Consider the following 16056-nt stretch of genomic DNA (forward strand, 5'->3'; position numbering starts at 1 on the left):
GCCGTCCCCTCAGGCCCGTGTCGATGTGACGGGGCCGGCATCGGGCGCGATCAGCGGCATCAGGCTGCGCTGCTCCTCGATCTTGTCGCGCTGGTTCTCGGGGTAGGCGGTCAGCGGCGGCAGCCCGCCCGACAGCGCCTGCAGCAGCACATCGCGGGCAATCGGCCCGGCGACGCCCGATCCGCCCGAGCCATGCTCCACCACCACAGACACCGCGACCCGCGGTGCCTCATAGGGGCCATAGCTGACGAACAGCGCATGGTCGCGCCGGTTCCAGGGCAGCTGGTCGTTCGACACGACCCCCGCCGCGCGTTCGGCGGCGGTGATGTTGCGCACCTGGCTGGTGCCCGACTTGCCGGCCATGACCATCGCGTCATCCACCACACGCGCGCCGTAAGCGGTGCCGCCGCGGGCGTTGACCACCGCATGCATCCCGCGCCGCACCAGACGCAGCTGGTTTTCGTCCAGCCCCAGCGACTCGCCGCCCAGGATCGGCTCCTCGACCCCGTCGATGGAGCGCACCAGCCGCGGCACGATGGCCCGCCCGGTTGCCACCCGCGCCGTCATCACCGCAAGCTGCAGCGGCGAGGCCAGCACGAAGCCCTGCCCGATGCCGGAGTTGAAGGTGTCACCCACCTGCCAGTCGACGCCGCGATTCGTGACCTTCCAGTCCTTGGTCGGCATCAGGCCTTCAGCCACCGCCGACATCGGCAGGTCATGGGCGATGCCCATTCCCAGCCGGCGGCCCATTTCGCTGATCTTCTCGATGCCCACCCGCTGCGCGATCTCGTAGTAATACACGTCGCACGAATGCTGCAGGCTTTCGATCAGTCCCATGCTGCCATGCCCGCCGCGCTTCCAGCAGTGGAAGCGGCGGTTGCCAAGCTCGGTATGGCCGCGGCAATAGACGGTCTCTTCGGGACTGATCACGCCCGCCTCGAGCGCGGCCAGCGCCACCACCATCTTGAAGGTCGATCCCGGCGGATAGGTGCCCTGCACCGCCTTGTTCGCCATCGGCCGGTGGTCATGCTCCATCAGCGCGCGGTATTCCGGCCCGCTGATCCCGCGCACGAACATGTTGGGGTCGTAGCTGGGGGACGACACGATGCCGAGGATATCCCCGGTTTCCACATCCATCGCCACCGCGGCGGCGCTTTCCTCCCCCAGACGCGCCTGCATGTAGTTCTGCAGGCCCATGTCGCAGGTCAGCTGCACCCGGGCGCCCTGCTGGCCCTCCTGTCGGTCCAGCTCGCGCATCACCCGGCCCACCGCATTCACCTCGATGCGCTTGGTGCCGGCGCTGCCGCGCAGCCGGTCTTCCAGCTTTGCCTCCAGCCCCAGCTTGCCGATCTGGAACCGCGGGATCAGCAGCAGCGGATCGGGGTTTTCCATCCGTGCCAGGTCATAATCGCTGGCCGGGCCGACATAGCCCACCACATGGGTAAAATCGCCCTTCATCGGGTAGAAGCGCGACAGGCCCACTTCGGGCGTCACGCCGGGCAGGGCGGGGGCGTTCACGGCAATGCGGCTGAAATCTTCCCAGTCCAGCCGGTCGGCGACGGTGATCGGCACGAAGGCCGAGTGCTTTCTGGCCTCTGCCAGGGTCCGTTCGATATCTTCGGGCGTCAGCGGGATCAGCCGCGCCAGCCGGTGCAGCACCTCTTCCACATCCCCGGCATCCTCGCGGGTGATGACCACGCGGTAGTTCTGCTCGTTCCCGGCGATCAGCGCGCCGTTGCGGTCATGGATCAGCCCGCGCGCCGGGGGGATCAGCCGGATGTTGATGCGGTTCTCCTCGGCCAGCAGCCGGAAGTTGTCGGCCTGATCGACCTGCATCTCATGCATGCGCAGGCCGAGGACGGCAATCACCGCCGTCTGCGCCGTGCCCAGAAGCAGCGCCCGGCGGGTGATCTTGCGGGCGCTTTCCGCCGTGTCCTTCGGTGAGCGTCTCATGCCCGGCTCCCCATTCCGTCAATCTCGCTGGGCGCGCGCAGCCCCAGCGCCAGATGCGACACGGCCACCACCAGCGGATAGGCCAGCACCGTGATCACGAATTGCAGCAAGGTCAGCCCCAGCCCGGTCTGCGGCACCACCACCAGCGCCAGAACCAGCCGGTTGGCCAGCAGCATGATCGCCATCACCGCGGTGACTGTCGCCCATTCCGCAAGGAAGGGCAGCCCCCGCATCGCGCCGGCCCGGTCGCGCAGGAACTCCGACCCCAGCAGCACGACCAGGGCCCAGAGGCCCGGCGGGCGCATCGCCAGCATGTCCTCGATCAGGAACACCGCAACAATGGCGAGGGCGGGCACGAAATCGGGCCGCCGCAGCACCCAGGCGCAGGTGATGCACAGCATCAGGTCCGGCCCCGGAATATGCGCGGGCAGGGTGGACAGCGGCAGCAGCCGCACGAACAGCAGCGCGGCGGCCAGCGCCACGAACAGCGCCCGATAGCTCCAGCGGCGGGTGGTGACCGGGTCGATCATCCGCCGGTCTCCGCTTCCGCCGCGGCGGGCGTGTCGGCCACAGGCTCGGGCGCAGTCTCGGCCCCGGGCTCCACCGGCAGGGCAGGGGCCACTTCGGGCGGGATCAGCACGCCGGCATCGGTGATCCGTTCGGCCGGGTGGCTGCGCAGCACCCGCAGGAAATCGAGCCGTTCATAATCGGCGGACATCCGCACCCGCAGCCGGCGGTCGGCGCCCTGCGCCACCTGGCCGACCAGCAGTCCGGCCGGGAACACCCCGCCATCGCCGGAACTGACCACGCGGTCACCCGGGCGCACCTGTTCGGGGCTTTCCAGAAACTCCAGCGGCGGCGCGGCGGAATTGTCGCCCGCCAGCAGCGCCTTTTGCCCCGAGGGCTGCACCGTCACCGGAATCCGGCTGGTGCTGTCGGTCAGCAGGATCACCCGGCTGGTGGTATTGCCCACGCCCGAGATGCGCCCGACCAGCCCCAGCCCGTCCATCGTGGCCCAGCCATCGACGATGCCATCGCGGCTGCCGACATTCAGCAGCACCGACTGGCGGAAGGGCGATCCCGAATCCGCCAGCACCACGCCTGACACGGAGGTCAGCTGCGGATCCAGCCGCACCTGATTCTGCGCCAGCAGCTTGGCGTTTTGCTGTTCCAACTGCACCGCGGCCTCTTTCCAGGCCTTCATCTGCTGCAGCTCGCGCTTCAGCTCGGTGTTCTGCTCATGGATCCGGGCATAGGAGCGGAAGCCCTCGACCATGCCCACCGCCTTGGTGACGGGCAGCAGCGCCCAATCCATGTTGGGCACCACCTTGTCCACCAGCGCGGCGCGGAAGCGTTCCACCCGCGGGCTGTCGATCCGCCACAAAAGGAAGGTCGCCGACAGGGCCAGTGCCAGCACCACGATCAGGATGCGGCGCACCGGCCCGGCAAAGTCGATGTCGGCATTGCGGTCTCGTGCCACGGATGGTCCCCAGATCGGTCTTGTCAGGTGCCGGCGCGGCCCTGTGCGGGGGCCTGCCTCAGCTGTCGTAGTCTATCACATGCCGAAGCTGCTTCTCGTATTCCAGCGCCTTGCCGGTGCCGAGCGCCACACAATTGAGTGACTGTTCGGCAATCGAGATCGACAGCCCCGTCTGCTCGCGCAGCGCAAGGTCGAGGTCTCCCAGCAGCGCGCCGCCGCCTGTCAGCATCACGCCGCGGTCGACGATATCGGCGGCGAGGTCGGGCGGAGTGGCCTCCAGCGCGATCATCACCGCTTCGCAGATCTGCTGCACCGGCTCGGCCAGCGCCTCGGCGATCTGCGCCTGGTTGATCTCGATCTCTTTCGGCACGCCGTTCAGCAGGTCGCGCCCGCGGATCAGCATGCTGGCGCCGCGCCCGTCATCGGGCATCCGCGCCGTGCCGATCGAGGTCTTGATCCGCTCGGCCGTGGCCTCGCCGACCAGCAGGTTCTGGTTGCGGCGCAGATAGCTGATGATCGCCTCGTCCATGCGGTCGCCGCCAACGCGGACCGAGCGGGCATAGACGATGTCACCCAGCGACAGCACCGCGACTTCCGTCGTGCCGCCGCCGATATCGACGACCATGCTGCCGGTCGGGTCGGTGATCGGCATCCCGGCGCCAATGGCGGCCGCAATCGGTTCGGCAATCAGCCCGGCGCGGCGCGCGCCTGCCGACAGCACCGACTGGCGGATCGCCCGCTTTTCCACCGGCGTCGCGCCATGCGGCACGCAGACGATGACCTTGGGCTTGGTAAAGGTGGTGCGTTTGTGGACCTTGCGGATGAAATGCTTGATCATCTCCTCGGCCACGTCGAAGTCTGCGATGACCCCGTCGCGCATCGGGCGGATCGCCTCGATGCTGCCCGGCGTGCGGCCCAGCATCAGCTTGGCATCCTCGCCAACCGCAAGAACCTGCTTCTTGCCGTCCTTGACGTGATAGGCCACGACCGAGGGTTCATTCAGGATGATCCCCCGTCCCTTGACATAGACCAGCGTATTCGCGGTCCCAAGGTCAATTGCCATGTCCGACGAGAACAAGCCCCCAAACCATCCCATATGTATTTCCTGCTGCCAGCCCCGCCGGCCCGCGACTCGCGTTCCGCGCGCGGACCAAGGCCCCTTATAGGCAGGCGCGGCGCAGGGCGAAAGGCCCCCCGCCGCGCCCATCGGCGGCAATTCGCGCTTGTGATGGGCCCTTAGCCCGCCGAACGGTAGCTGACGGCCTTCACATCGGCATCGGGCGCCGACTTCTCGCGCCGCACCCGCAGCCGGTTCAGCGCGCCGACATAGGCCTTGACGCTGGCCAGAATCGTGTCGGTATCGGCCGCCGAGCCGGTGACGATGCGGCCGTTCTCCTCCATCCGCACGCTGACCGTGGCCTGCGCGTCGGTGCCCTCGGTCACCGCATGGACCTGGTACAGCTGCAACCGCGCCTCATGCGGGAAGAGGGTCCGCACCGCCTTGAACGCCGCATCGACCGGCCCGTCGCCGGTGGTGGCGGCGGACAGCTCCTCCTCCCCGACCAGCATCCGCAACTCTGCCGTTTGCGGGCCCTCGGTGCCGCAGACCACGCGCAGGAACTTCACCTGCAGGTAGTCGCTGTCGGTATTGGCGGCACTGTCGGCCATCAGCGCGATCAGATCCTCGTCGTAGATCTCCTTCTTGCGGTCGGCCAGCGCCTTGAAGCGCACGAACACGTCGTTCAGCTGGTTGTCGGCCAGCTCATGCCCCAGATCCGACAGCTTGGAGCGCAGGGCAGCGCGCCCCGAATGCTTGCCCATGGCGATATTGGTCTCGGTGATGCCGATATCGGCCGGGCGCATGATCTCGAAGGTCTCGACATTCTTCAGCACCCCATCCTGATGGATGCCGCTTTCATGCAGGAAGGCATTCTTGCCGACGATGGCCTTGTTGAACTGCACCGCAAAGCCCGACACCTGGCTGACGCGGCGCGACAGGTTCATGATCTTGGTGGTGTCGATGCCGGTGCTGTAGGGCATGATGTCCTGCCGCACCTTCAGCGCCATCACCACCTCTTCCAGCGCGGTATTGCCGGCGCGCTCCCCGAGGCCGTTGATCGTGCATTCGATCTGCCGCGCCCCGGCCTCCACCGCCGCCAGACTGTTCGCCGTCGCCATGCCCAGATCGTTGTGGCAATGGGTGGCGAAGATCACGCCATCGGCGCCCGGCACCCGTTCCAGCAACATGCGGATCAGCGCGGCGCTTTCGCGGGGCGCGGTGTAACCCACCGTGTCGGGGATGTTGATGGTGCTGGCCCCGGCCTTGATCGCGGCCTCCACCACCCGGCACAAATAGTCATGCTCGGTCCGCGTCGCATCCATCGGCGACCATTGCACGTTGTCGCACAGGTTGCGGGCGCGGGTCACCGTCTCATGGATCCGCGTCACCATGTCGTCCTGGCTCAGCTTGGTGATGTCGCGGTGCAGCGGCGAGGTGCCGATGAAGGTATGGATGCGCGGCTGGCGGGCGTGGCGGATCGCCTCCCAGCAGCGGTCGATATCCTTGTCATTGGCGCGGGCCAGACCGCAGATGACGGAGTTTTTCGCGGCCTTGGCAATCTCGGACACGGCAGCGAAGTCGCCTTCCGAGGCGATGGGGAAGCCGGCCTCGATAATATCCACCCCCATCTCGTCCAGCAGGGTGGCGATCTCCAGCTTCTCGGCATGGCTCATGGTGGCGCCGGGGGATTGCTCGCCATCGCGCAGGGTGGTGTCGAAGATCAGGACGCGGTCAGCGGCGGCGACAGCGCCCGGCGCGGGGGGATTGGTGGTCTCGGTCATGGGAAATCTCTCTCGGATCAGTCTGCTTCTGTCTCTGGGTCCGGCGCTTGTCACCTCCGAGCGGTCGCGCCGAAAGGCACGCTCAGAGGCGGCTAAGAAGCAGCAGGGCGCGGGGAAGCAGGGCGCGGATCGCGCAAGGGGTCGAGGTGATGTGCATGTCCCGTGCCATGCGATGGACTATAGGGGGATTTCGGGAAAGGAAAAGGGGGGTTCTGCGTGGCTGGCTTTTCCGTGGCGGGGCCGCAGGTCAGGCACCCCCACTCCGCTGGCCTTGGCGAAGGCCAGCGCCTTCGCCACTCGCAGACCTCGCCTCTTGCACCGGACGGGCCCCCAAAGGACCCGGCCAGCGCCCGCCCCGCCTCTGGCGGGCGCTTCTCGCCCACCAGGTCGGGCGCTGTCCTCAATCGGTCTCGGGATGCCAGCGGCTCCGGGCGCATATGTCCCGCAGCGGGCGGGGCGAGGCAGTGCCTCGCCTGATCCCGCCCGACCTGACCCTTCCGGCAATGATCCACGCCCCACCCCCCCGCGTAAAACCTGCAAACGGGGAGCACAGCACATGCGGTCACTGGTCATCGGCGCCTCGGGCGGTATCGGCGCCGCCCTCGCCAAATCCCTCGCCACCCGCGGCGAGGTCGTCGCCCTCTCCCGCACCACCCACGGACTCGAGATCACCGACGAGGCCTCGGTCGCCGAACACCTCGGCGCCCTCAGTGGCACCTTCGACCTGATCTTCACCGCCACCGGCGCCCTCGGCACGCCGGAAAAGGCCCTGCGCAGCCTGACCGCCGGGGAACTGCTCTCGCAAGTGGCCATCAACGCCCTCGGCCCGGCGCTGGTGCTGAAACACGCCCTCCGCCTGATGCCACGCGACCGCCGCTGCGTCTTTGCCGCGCTCTCGGCCCGGGTCGGCTCCATCGGCGACAATTCCCTCGGCGGCTGGCATTCCTACCGCGCCTCCAAGGCCGCGCTGAACCAGCTGCTGCACGGCGCGGCGATAGAGATCGCGCGCAGCCACCCGCAGGCCATCGTCGCCGCCCTGCACCCCGGCACGGTGGCCACGCCCTTCACCGAGGGCTACGGCCATGACAAGCACAGCCCCGCCCGCGCCGCCGCCGATCTGCTGGCGGTGCTGGACGGGCTGACCCCGGCCCAATCGGGCGGGTTCTTCGACTACTCAGGCGCGACGGTGCCGTGGTGAGGGCGCAATTCCCGAGTCCTTCACTTTACATACGATATCCGCATGGATTCTGTATGGGTTCTGCATAGCCCGGATCAGGCCTGGACGGCTCCCACACCCCGCCGCCGCGACAGCCACAGCGCATTGCCGGTGATCGCCGCCAGCAGCAGCGCGCCGCCCGCAAAGGTGCCCGCACTCGCTGTTTCCCCCAGCAGGGCCCAGACCCAGAGCGGTGCCAGCAGCACCTCGATCAGCCCCAGCAACGCCAGCTCGCCAGCCGGAACCGCCCGGCTTCCGGCGGTGTAGCAGGCCATCCCGAACCCCAGAACCAGCGCCCCCATCGCCATCGCGATCAGCGCATCCCGCGCCGGAACTAGCACGCTATCCCCTTGGCCCCACAGCACAATTGCCGCAACGGCCATCGAGGCCAGCCCGCCCAGAAACACGCCCGAGGCAAGGTCCAGCGCCCGCGCATGGCGCACCGCCAGCGTGAAGGCCGAGAACCCCGCCGCCGACACCAGCGCCGCGATGTTGCCGTCGCCTGCGCCAATCGCCAGCCCCTCGCGCACCATCACGAAAATACCCAGAGATGCCAAGGCGATAGCCACCCAGGTCGCCGGCTGCACAGGCTCTTTCAGCACCGGCCAGGCCAGGATCGCGGTGAAGAGGGACGCCGCGGAATAGAGGAAAATGGCATTGGCCACCGTCGTCGCCTGCAACGCATAGATCGCCCCGGCAAAGGCCGCGACCAGCCCCGCCGCCGCAATCGCCCCCGCCCAACCGCTTGATTTCAAACGCGCAAACCGCGCCCCGCCCGACCTGCGCGACAGCACCCAGAACAGCACCGGCACCATTCCGGCGGACCGCCAGAACAGCACCTGCCAGGTATTCGCCTCGTCGATCAGCCGGATGATCAGCCCCATCAGCGACCACAAGATCCCCGCCAGCACGACAAGGCCGATCCCGGCCCGGTAGGTCACTGGCTGCATCTGCGGGGCACTCCAAGGGGATCATTCCGGGCAGCCTTAACGCCGCCGGAAAACCCGTCTATCCCGCCCGCGCCGTGCCCATGTCGGGATCAGCCCTCGCGCAGCCATCCGGGCGCGTAAGTCACCGAGTCGCAACCGGAAAACCGCGCCAGCCGCGCCAACTCCGCCTCCAGCCGCGCCAGCCTCTGCCGCCCGAACCGCACCCCGGTTTCAGGCCATAAGGCCGCCACCTGCAACTGCCCCTCGGCCCGTTTCGCCCGCGCGTCGATGCGCCCGACCAGCCGGTCTCCCTCCAGCAGCGGGAACACGTAATATCCATAGCGCCGCTGCGCCTCGGGCACGAAAATCTCGATCCGGTAGTGAAAGCCGAACAGCCGCTCTGCCCGCGCCCGGTCCCGCAACGCCGGGTCGAAGGGTGACAGCACCCGCAGCCGCGCCGGTGCCTCGGGCAGGCCCGCCGCCTCGCCCACCACCCCCGGCCGCGCGAAACAGCGGCGCAGTGCCCCGTCCGCGCCCTCCACCGCGATCTCCTCGATCTGCCCCCGCGCCAGCGCTGCCGCACACCAGGCCCTTGCCTCCGCCGGCGTCACCTTGGCCCAGAACGCCGCGATCTCGCCCGAGGTGGCAAAGCCCAGCCGGTCCAGCGCGGCGTTGCAGGCCCAGTCGATGGTCTCGGCCTCGGGCAGGTCCGCCGCCTCGGGATAGACCCGCTCGGCCAGATCATAGACCTTGGCGAAATTCTCGCGTCGGCACACGGCCAACCGCCCGGTCCGCCACAGAAATTCCAGCGCGGTCTTGGAGGGATGCCAGTTCCACCAGCCCGGCCCCTCGCCCTGGGGGCGCTCCTCGCCAAGGCTGACCTCGCCGCTGGCGACGGGGCCGTTCGCGGTGATATGCGCCAGAATATCCGCCAGCCGCGCCTCGAATTCCGGCCCTTGCCAGCTGCGATACCGCTCACGTATCCGCGCCTCGTCGCGCAGGAAGCGCAGCCGCCAGTGGGGCAGGAACGCCGTCGGGATCACCGCCGCGTCATGGGTCCAATGCTCGAAGAGGTCGCGGCGCTTCTCCAGCAGGGGGCGCAGGTTTTCCGGCCGGTAGGCGGGGCGGCGCGACCACAGGATCATGTGATGCGCCCGCTCCACCGTGTTGACGCTGTCGACCTGCACGAAGCCCAGTCGCTCGATCAGCGCCAGCAGGTCGTCGCCCTTGGCCGGGCCCGCGGCGGGGTCCGCCAGCGCGTGGCGGTGCAGGAACAGCCGCCGCGCATCCGTGTTGCGCAGGACGGGCGTCATGCCTCAGCCCCAGGTCCGGTCCAGCACCGCCAGCCAGTTCTTCCAGGCCAGCTTTTCGATCAGCGCCTCGCCATAGCCATGCGCGCGGAACGCCTCCAGCAGATGCGGCAGGCCGGCCACATCGCCGATCCCTTGCGGAATGGTGGCGCCGTCGAAATCCGACCCGAGCCCGAGGTGGTCTTCCCCCACCACCGACAGCAGATGGTCCATGTGCTTGAGCACCGGCTCCCAGCCGATATCGGCGCTTTGCTTGCCATCCTCGCGCAGGAACGAGGTGGCGTAGTTCAGCCCGACCATGCCGCGGCTCTCGGCAATCATCCGCAGCTGCCGGTCGGTCAGGTTGCGGGTGGACCGGGTGACGGCATGGGCGTTGGAATGGGTGGCGACCAGCGGCGCATCCGACAGCGCCGCCACATCGTTGAAGCCGGCCTCGTTCAGGTGGCTGAGGTCGAGCATGATCTTCAGGGCGTTGCACTCGGCCACCAGCCGCTTGCCCGCCTCGGTCAGTCCCGGGCCGGTATCGGGGGCCCCCGGAAAGCGGAAGGGCACGCCATGGCCAAAGACCGTGGGGCGCGACCAGACCGGGCCGAGGCTGCGCAGCCCCGCCGCGTGCCAGACATGCAGCGCGTCCAGATCCTCGCCGATCGCCTCGGCGCCCTCCATATGCAGGATCGCGGCGATCTTGCCCGCGTCCATCGCGGCGCGGATATCGGCGGTGCTGCGGCAGATCGCCAGCGCGCCCGTCCGCTCCATCCACATCAGATGCCCCGCCATCGCCATCGCCACCGGCTGCGCCGCCGCATCGCCGATCAGGTCCGGCAGCGGCAGGTCATAGGGCGGATTGTTCATCACCGCCTCATAGTCCGGCGAGTCATGCGCCTTGGGCGAGGGGATGTAGACGGCAAAGAACCCGCCCACGAACCCGCCCGCCTTCATCCGCGGCAGGTCGAGATGGCCCTTGCCTTCCCCCGTCAGCCAGATCGCCTCGCGGTTCGCAGGGTCGCGCAACAGGCGCAGAAGGAAGTCGTTATGGCCATCGAAAACGGGGGTCAGGGTCATGATGCGGCTTTCGTGTATCCGTGCGAGGCGGTGAGGAGTTGGCTTGTGTAATCGGTGGTGGCGGCATGGGCGCGCAGCGCCTCCCGGGTCAGTTCCTCGACCGCCTGGCCGTGCTGCATCACCATCAGCCGGTCGCACATATGCGCCACGACGGCGAGGTCATGGCTGACCATCACATAGGTCAGCCCGCGTTCGCTGCGCAGCCGGTCCAGGAGGTTCAGCACCTCGGCCTGGATCGAGGCGTCGAGGGCGCTTGTCGGCTCGTCCAGCAGCAGCACCCGGGGTTCGAGGATCAGCGCCCGGGCCACGGCGACGCGCTGGCGCTGGCCGCCCGACAGCTGATGCGGATAGCGGAAGCGGAACGAGGGGCCAAGGCCGACATCGGTCAGCGCCCGTTCCACCCGCGCCTCGCGGTCGGTAAACCCGTGGATCGCCAGCGGCTCCGACAGCACCCGGTCGACGGTGTGGCGGGGATGGAGCGAGGCGTAGGGGTCCTGGAACACCATCTGCACCCGGCGGTAGAACTCGGCCCGGCGCGGGGCTGTCAGCTCGGTGCCGCCCAAAAGGATGCTGCCCGAGCTGGTCGGCGCCAGCCCGCAGATCGCCCGCAGCACGGTGGATTTGCCCGAGCCGCTTTCGCCGACGATGCCATAGCTCTCGCCCTCGGCCACCTGCAGCGTGACGCCGCGCACCGCCTGCACCGCATCGGGGCCCGCGCCGAAGGTGACATGCAGGTTCCGGATCTCCAGCAGCGCGCTCATAGCGCCCAACTCGCGTCGCGGGTCATGGTGGGCAGGGGGCGCGTGTCGTTGTCGATCTTGGGCAGGCAGTTCATCAATCCTTGCGTATAGGGATGCTGGGCGCGGTCCAGCTCGGACGCTTTCAGCTCCTCGACCACCCGGCCGGCATACATCACCAGCACCCGGTCGCAGAAGCTGGCGACAAGGCGCAGGTCGTGGCTGATGAAGATCAGCCCCATGCCGCGATCCTTCACCAGCGCATCGAGGATGCGCAGCACCTCGATCTGCACGGTCACATCGAGCGCGCTGGTCGGCTCGTCGGCGATCAGCAGGTCAGGCTCGGTCACCAGCATCATGGCGATCATCGCCCGCTGGCCCATGCCGCCCGACAGCTCGTGCGGATAGGCGCGGAACACCCGTTCGGGGTCGCGGATCTGCACCGCCTCCAGCATCGCCATCGCGCGCGCCTTCTTCTCGGCGCGGCTGGACCGGCCATGGAAGGCCAGCGCCTCCATGATCTGGCGGCCGATGGTCATCACCGGGTTCAGGCTGAACTTGGGATCCTGCATCACCATCGACATCCGCCCGCCGCGCAGGGCGCGCCATTGCTTCGGGCTGGCATTGCGCAGGTCGATCCCGTCGAAGTCCAGCCGTTTGGCGGTGGCGGTGCCGGGCGGCGGAGTCAGGCCCAGCAGGGCGCGGCCGGTCTGCGACTTGCCCGATCCGCTTTCGCCGACGATGCCAAGCCGTTCGCGGCCCAGGGTGAAGCTGACGCCGCGCACCACCTCGGACGGGCCCTGCCGCGTCGGGAAGGTGATGCGCAGGTCTTCGACGGTCAGAAGGGCGCTCATTTGCGGGCTTTCGGGTCAAGGACGTCGCGCAGGCCGTCGCCAAGGAAGTTGAACCCCAGCGAAACCACGAAGATGGCAAGGCCCGGCATCGTCACCACCCACCACTGGTCGATGATGAACCGCCGGCCGCCGGCAATCATCGCGCCCCATTCGGGCTGGGGCGGCTGCGCGCCAAGGCCCAGGAAGCCAAGGCCTGCCGCGGTCAGGATGATGCCGGCCATGTCCAGCGTCACCCGGATGATGACCGAGGACAGGCACAGCGGCACCACATGCCCCCAGATGATCCGCACCGGGCGGGCGCCCTGCAGGCGGATCGCGTTGATGTAATCGGTGTCACGGATCGTCAGCGTCTCGGCCCGGGCAAGGCGCGCATAGGGCGGCCAGGAGGTGATCGCGATGGCGATGATCGCATTCTCGATCCCCGGCCCAAGCGCCGCCACGAAGGCCAGCGCCAGGATCAGCCGCGGGAAGGCCAGGAAGATGTCGGTCACGCGCATCAGCACGGTATCGACCCAGCCGCCGAAATAGCCCGCGGTGGTGCCGACCAAGAGCCCGATGGGCGTGGCGATCACCGCGACCAGCGCCACCACCATCAGCGTGATCCGCGAGCCGTGGACGATGCGCGAGAAGATGTCGCGCGCCTGTTCATCGGTGCCCATCAGATGGGTCAGCGAGGGCGGCAGCAGCCGTTCCGTGCGCAGATCACCACCGACGATCGGGTCATAGGGCGCGATCACATTGGCCAGCAGCGCGACGACGATCAGCACCACCACGATGGCAAGCCCGATCATCGCCAGCGGGTTGGCGCGCAGTGCCAGCCAGGTGCGGTAGGTTTGGCCCAGACGGGCCTGACGGCGCGAGGCGGGCTGTTCGGACAGCAGCCATTCGCGGCGGGAGAGTGTGGCGGTCATGCGCGCCTCCGGATTCTGGGCCTCATCCGCGACGCCTCACACGAGGGTCGAGGAGGGTGTAGAGAAGGTCGGACAGCAGGTTCAGCCCGACAAAGACCACGCCGATCACCAGCGTGCCGCCAAGCACGGCGTTCATGTCGGCGTTCTGCAGGCTGTTGGTCAGGTATTGGCCAAGGCCGGGCCAGGCAAAGACGGTCTCGGTCAGCACCGAGCCTTCCAGCAGCCCGGCGTAGGACAGGGCAATCACCGTCACCAGCGGCACCGCGGCATTGCGCAGCGCATGGACCCAGATGATCCGCCATTCCGGCACGCCCTTGACGCGGGCGGCGATGACATATTCCTGCGCCAGTTCGTTCAGCATGAAGCTGCGGGTCATCCGGCTGATATAGGCCATCGAGAAATAGCCCAGAAGCGAGGCGGGCAGGATGATATGCGAGAAGATGTTGCGGAATGCCGCCCATTTGCCCTGCATCGCAGAGTCGAGCAGCAGAAGGCCGGTGGCGGGGGTGATGTCATATTCGAAGCTGATGTCGATGCGGCCCGGCCCGGCGACCCAGCCCAGCTTGGCGTAGAAGATCAGAAGGCCCAGCAGGCCCAGCCAGAAGATCGGCGCGGAATAGCCGATGAGGCCGACGACGCGCACCACCTGATCGGCCAGCCGGCCCTGCTTGACGGCCGCCAGCACCCCCAGCGGCACGCCAAGGATGGTGCCGAGGATCACGCCGAAGGTGGCCAGCTCCAGCGTCGCCGGGAACACGCGCAGGATATCGTCCATGATCGGACGCTTGGTCAGGAAGCTGTCGCCAAAATCGCCGGTGAAGACCTTTTGCAGGTAGATCCAGAATTGCTGGATCAGCGGCTTGTCGAGCCCCAGTTCGATATAGACCCGGTCATAGACGCTCTGGCTGGCGCGGTCGCCCACCACCGACAGCACCGGATCGACGGGCACGACGCGCCCGATCAGGAAGGTGACGAACAGCAGGCCCAGAAAGGTCAGCGCGACCGAAGCAAGCAGCTTGGCGGCCTTCCATGCGAAGGGGAGGGCGCGGCTGCGCCCTCCGGTCTTGATTGCGGTCGCCATCAGTCTTTGGTGACCATGGCGTAGGAGTTGTCGCTGAACGACGGCCCGATCACGAAGCCGCTGACGTTGTTGCGATGCGCCATCACCTCGATCTCCTGGAACATGATGACGAAGGGCGAGGTGGCCTGATGTTCCTTCTGCAGCTCGATATACATCTCGGCGCGCTTGTCCGCGTCTGCTTCCAGCACGGCGGCATCGGCCTTGGCGGTCATTTCCGGGATGTCCCACGAATTGCGCCAGGCCAGCGGCTTGGACGCGGCATCATCCGAGTTGTCGGGGTTGCGCGCGAAGGTATCGGCGTTGGTATGGGGGTCCTGATAGTCCGGGCCCCACTGGCCGATATAGATGTCATGGCTGCGGGCGCGGTACTTGGTCAGGGTCTGGCCACCGTCGCCCGGGATCAGTTCCAGCGTGATGCCGGCTTGCGCCATCGTGCCCTGGATCGCCTCGGCAAGGCTGGTGACCTCGGGGGTGTTGCGGGTGTCCATGGTGACGGTGAACCCGTCGGGCAGCCCGGCCTCGGCCAGCAGTTCCTTGGCCTTCTCGACGTTCAGGCTGTAGGGGTTGTCTTCCAGCACACCCAGGAAGCCCTTGGGCAGGAAGGCCTGGTGAACGGTGACGCGGCCCTTCATCAGCGTGTCGGCGATGGTCTCGTAATCCACCAGCCATTTCATCGCCTCGGCCACTTCAGGCTTGGAGAGGAACTCGTTCTTCTGGTTCAGGCCCATGTAGTAGATCGAGCCCTTGACGCCATCCTCGACCACCAGATCGGGGTTCGACGACATCGCGGTGATTTCATCGGGGCCAAGGTCGCGGGCAATGTCGATATCGCCCTGCTCCAGCAAGATCCGCTGGGTGGCAGGTTCGGGGATGTGGCGGTAGATGACGCGGGCCATGGCCGGCGCATCGCCCGAATAGTTCGCGTTGCGCTCCATCACCACAACTTCGTTGGCGCGCCATTCACGGATGCTGAACGGGCCCGACCCGGCATAGCCGGTCTTCAGCCAGTTATAGCCGAAATCGCCATCGACCTCATTCTCCTGCACCAGCTTCATGTCGACGACCGACGCGACGTTGGCGGTCAGGCAATACAGCACCAGAGTGGGCGCATAGGCCTGATCCATCTCGAATTCGAAGGTATAGTCGCCGGTCTGGCGGATCATCTGGTCGACGTTGTCGGCGGTGAAGCCGAACTGCGTGAGGATGAACGCGGGCGACATGTCCATCTTCACGGCGCGGGTCAGCGAATAGACGGCATCGGCGGCGGTGATCGGGTTGCCGCTGGCGAAGCTGCGGCCTTCCTTGATCTTGAAGGTCAGCGTCTTGCCGTCCTCGGAAACCTCCCAGCTCTCCGCGATCTTGCCGCTAATGTCCGACACGTTCATCGGATCATAGCCGATCAGCGTTTCATAGCTGTTCCCAGCGATCTCGCCGGCGGTGAATTCGAAAAGTTCGGCGGGGTCGAGCGAGATGACGTCATCGATCGACCAGGCCATGATCAGCGTATCGGCAGGCGTCTCTGCCCAGGCTGTCGGCGCGGCGACGGCGGTAAAGCTCGCAACCGTGGCGGCGAGCCACTTCGTCTTATGGAACATGGATGCATCCTCTGTTGGACTGGCTCGTCCCCGCGACCTTCAGGACGTCGGGCGGCACAGGGACGATTAACCGCTTGGTAAAAAACG

The 16056-nt window shown here is 67.4% G+C and carries 14 protein-coding genes; 1 reads left to right on the top strand and 13 read right to left on the bottom strand.

Going from position 1 to position 16056, the window contains the following annotated elements; genetic code table 11:
* Positions 1-9 precede the first annotated feature (9 nt).
* The 5 genes from mrdA to GVY41_RS06125 form a co-directional block, all read right to left on the bottom strand.
* Positions 10-1953 (bottom strand): penicillin-binding protein 2, encoded by a 1944-nt coding sequence (gene mrdA / locus GVY41_RS06105; RefSeq protein ID WP_161344384.1) that lies wholly within the window; start codon positions 1951-1953, stop codon positions 10-12.
* Positions 1950-2483: a rod shape-determining protein MreD gene (locus tag GVY41_RS06110; protein ID WP_161344382.1), complete on the bottom strand. Its 534-nt coding sequence runs from the start codon at positions 2481-2483 to the stop codon at positions 1950-1952. Before GVY41_RS06110 ends, mrdA begins: the two co-directional genes overlap by 4 nt.
* Complete coding sequence (mreC, locus tag GVY41_RS06115; RefSeq protein WP_161344380.1) at positions 2480-3433, bottom strand: rod shape-determining protein MreC; 954 nt, start codon at positions 3431-3433, stop codon at positions 2480-2482. Before mreC ends, GVY41_RS06110 begins: the two co-directional genes overlap by 4 nt.
* A gap of 58 nt (positions 3434-3491) precedes the next feature.
* Positions 3492-4529: a rod shape-determining protein gene (locus tag GVY41_RS06120; protein ID WP_161344378.1), complete on the bottom strand. Its 1038-nt coding sequence runs from the start codon at positions 4527-4529 to the stop codon at positions 3492-3494.
* 140 nt (positions 4530-4669) lie between these two features.
* Positions 4670-6274: a 2-isopropylmalate synthase gene (locus GVY41_RS06125; RefSeq protein WP_161344376.1), complete on the bottom strand. Its 1605-nt coding sequence runs from the start codon at positions 6272-6274 to the stop codon at positions 4670-4672.
* A 556-nt stretch (positions 6275-6830) separates the two neighbouring features.
* Here GVY41_RS06125 and GVY41_RS06130 point away from each other — a divergent pair.
* A complete protein-coding gene (locus GVY41_RS06130) occupies positions 6831-7472 on the top strand; it encodes an SDR family NAD(P)-dependent oxidoreductase (RefSeq protein ID WP_161344374.1) in 642 nt (213 codons plus the stop codon).
* A 74-nt stretch (positions 7473-7546) separates the two neighbouring features.
* Here the strand turns inward: GVY41_RS06130 and GVY41_RS06135 are convergent, their stop codons facing one another.
* From GVY41_RS06135 to GVY41_RS06170, 8 genes are all read right to left on the bottom strand, one after another.
* The gene (locus GVY41_RS06135; RefSeq protein WP_170301124.1) at positions 7547-8440 is read right to left on the bottom strand and encodes a DMT family transporter; all 894 of its coding nucleotides are present in this window, start codon (positions 8438-8440) and stop codon (positions 7547-7549) included.
* Positions 8441-8529: 89 nt separating this feature from the next.
* On the bottom strand, positions 8530-9732 hold the full coding sequence (locus GVY41_RS06140; protein WP_161344371.1) for a winged helix-turn-helix domain-containing protein: 1203 nt from the start codon (positions 9730-9732) through the stop codon (positions 8530-8532).
* Positions 9733-9735: 3 nt separating this feature from the next.
* Positions 9736-10791, bottom strand: a complete 1056-nt coding sequence (locus tag GVY41_RS06145) for a dipeptidase (protein ID WP_161344369.1) — start codon at positions 10789-10791, stop codon at positions 9736-9738.
* Entirely contained in the window at positions 10788-11552 is a 765-nt protein-coding gene (locus GVY41_RS06150; RefSeq protein WP_161344367.1) for an ABC transporter ATP-binding protein, read from the bottom strand. Before GVY41_RS06150 ends, GVY41_RS06145 begins: the two co-directional genes overlap by 4 nt.
* Entirely contained in the window at positions 11549-12382 is an 834-nt protein-coding gene (locus GVY41_RS06155; protein WP_161344365.1) for an ABC transporter ATP-binding protein, read from the bottom strand. The genes GVY41_RS06150 and GVY41_RS06155 overlap by 4 nt, the downstream gene beginning before the upstream one ends.
* On the bottom strand, positions 12379-13293 hold the full coding sequence (locus tag GVY41_RS06160) for an ABC transporter permease (protein ID WP_161344363.1): 915 nt from the start codon (positions 13291-13293) through the stop codon (positions 12379-12381). The genes GVY41_RS06155 and GVY41_RS06160 overlap by 4 nt, the downstream gene beginning before the upstream one ends.
* A gap of 22 nt (positions 13294-13315) precedes the next feature.
* Positions 13316-14374 carry an ABC transporter permease gene (locus GVY41_RS06165; RefSeq protein WP_161344361.1) on the bottom strand — a complete coding sequence of 353 codons (1059 nt, stop codon included), beginning with the start codon at positions 14372-14374 and terminating at the stop codon, positions 13316-13318.
* Entirely contained in the window at positions 14374-15969 is a 1596-nt protein-coding gene (locus tag GVY41_RS06170; protein ID WP_161344359.1) for an ABC transporter substrate-binding protein, read from the bottom strand. Before GVY41_RS06170 ends, GVY41_RS06165 begins: the two co-directional genes overlap by 1 nt.
* Positions 15970-16056: the final 87 nt, after the last annotated feature.

Origin of the sequence: Frigidibacter albus (genome assembly GCF_009908165.1) — a bacterium.
In the GTDB taxonomy this organism is placed as follows: Bacteria; Pseudomonadota; Alphaproteobacteria; order Rhodobacterales; family Rhodobacteraceae; genus Frigidibacter; species Frigidibacter albus.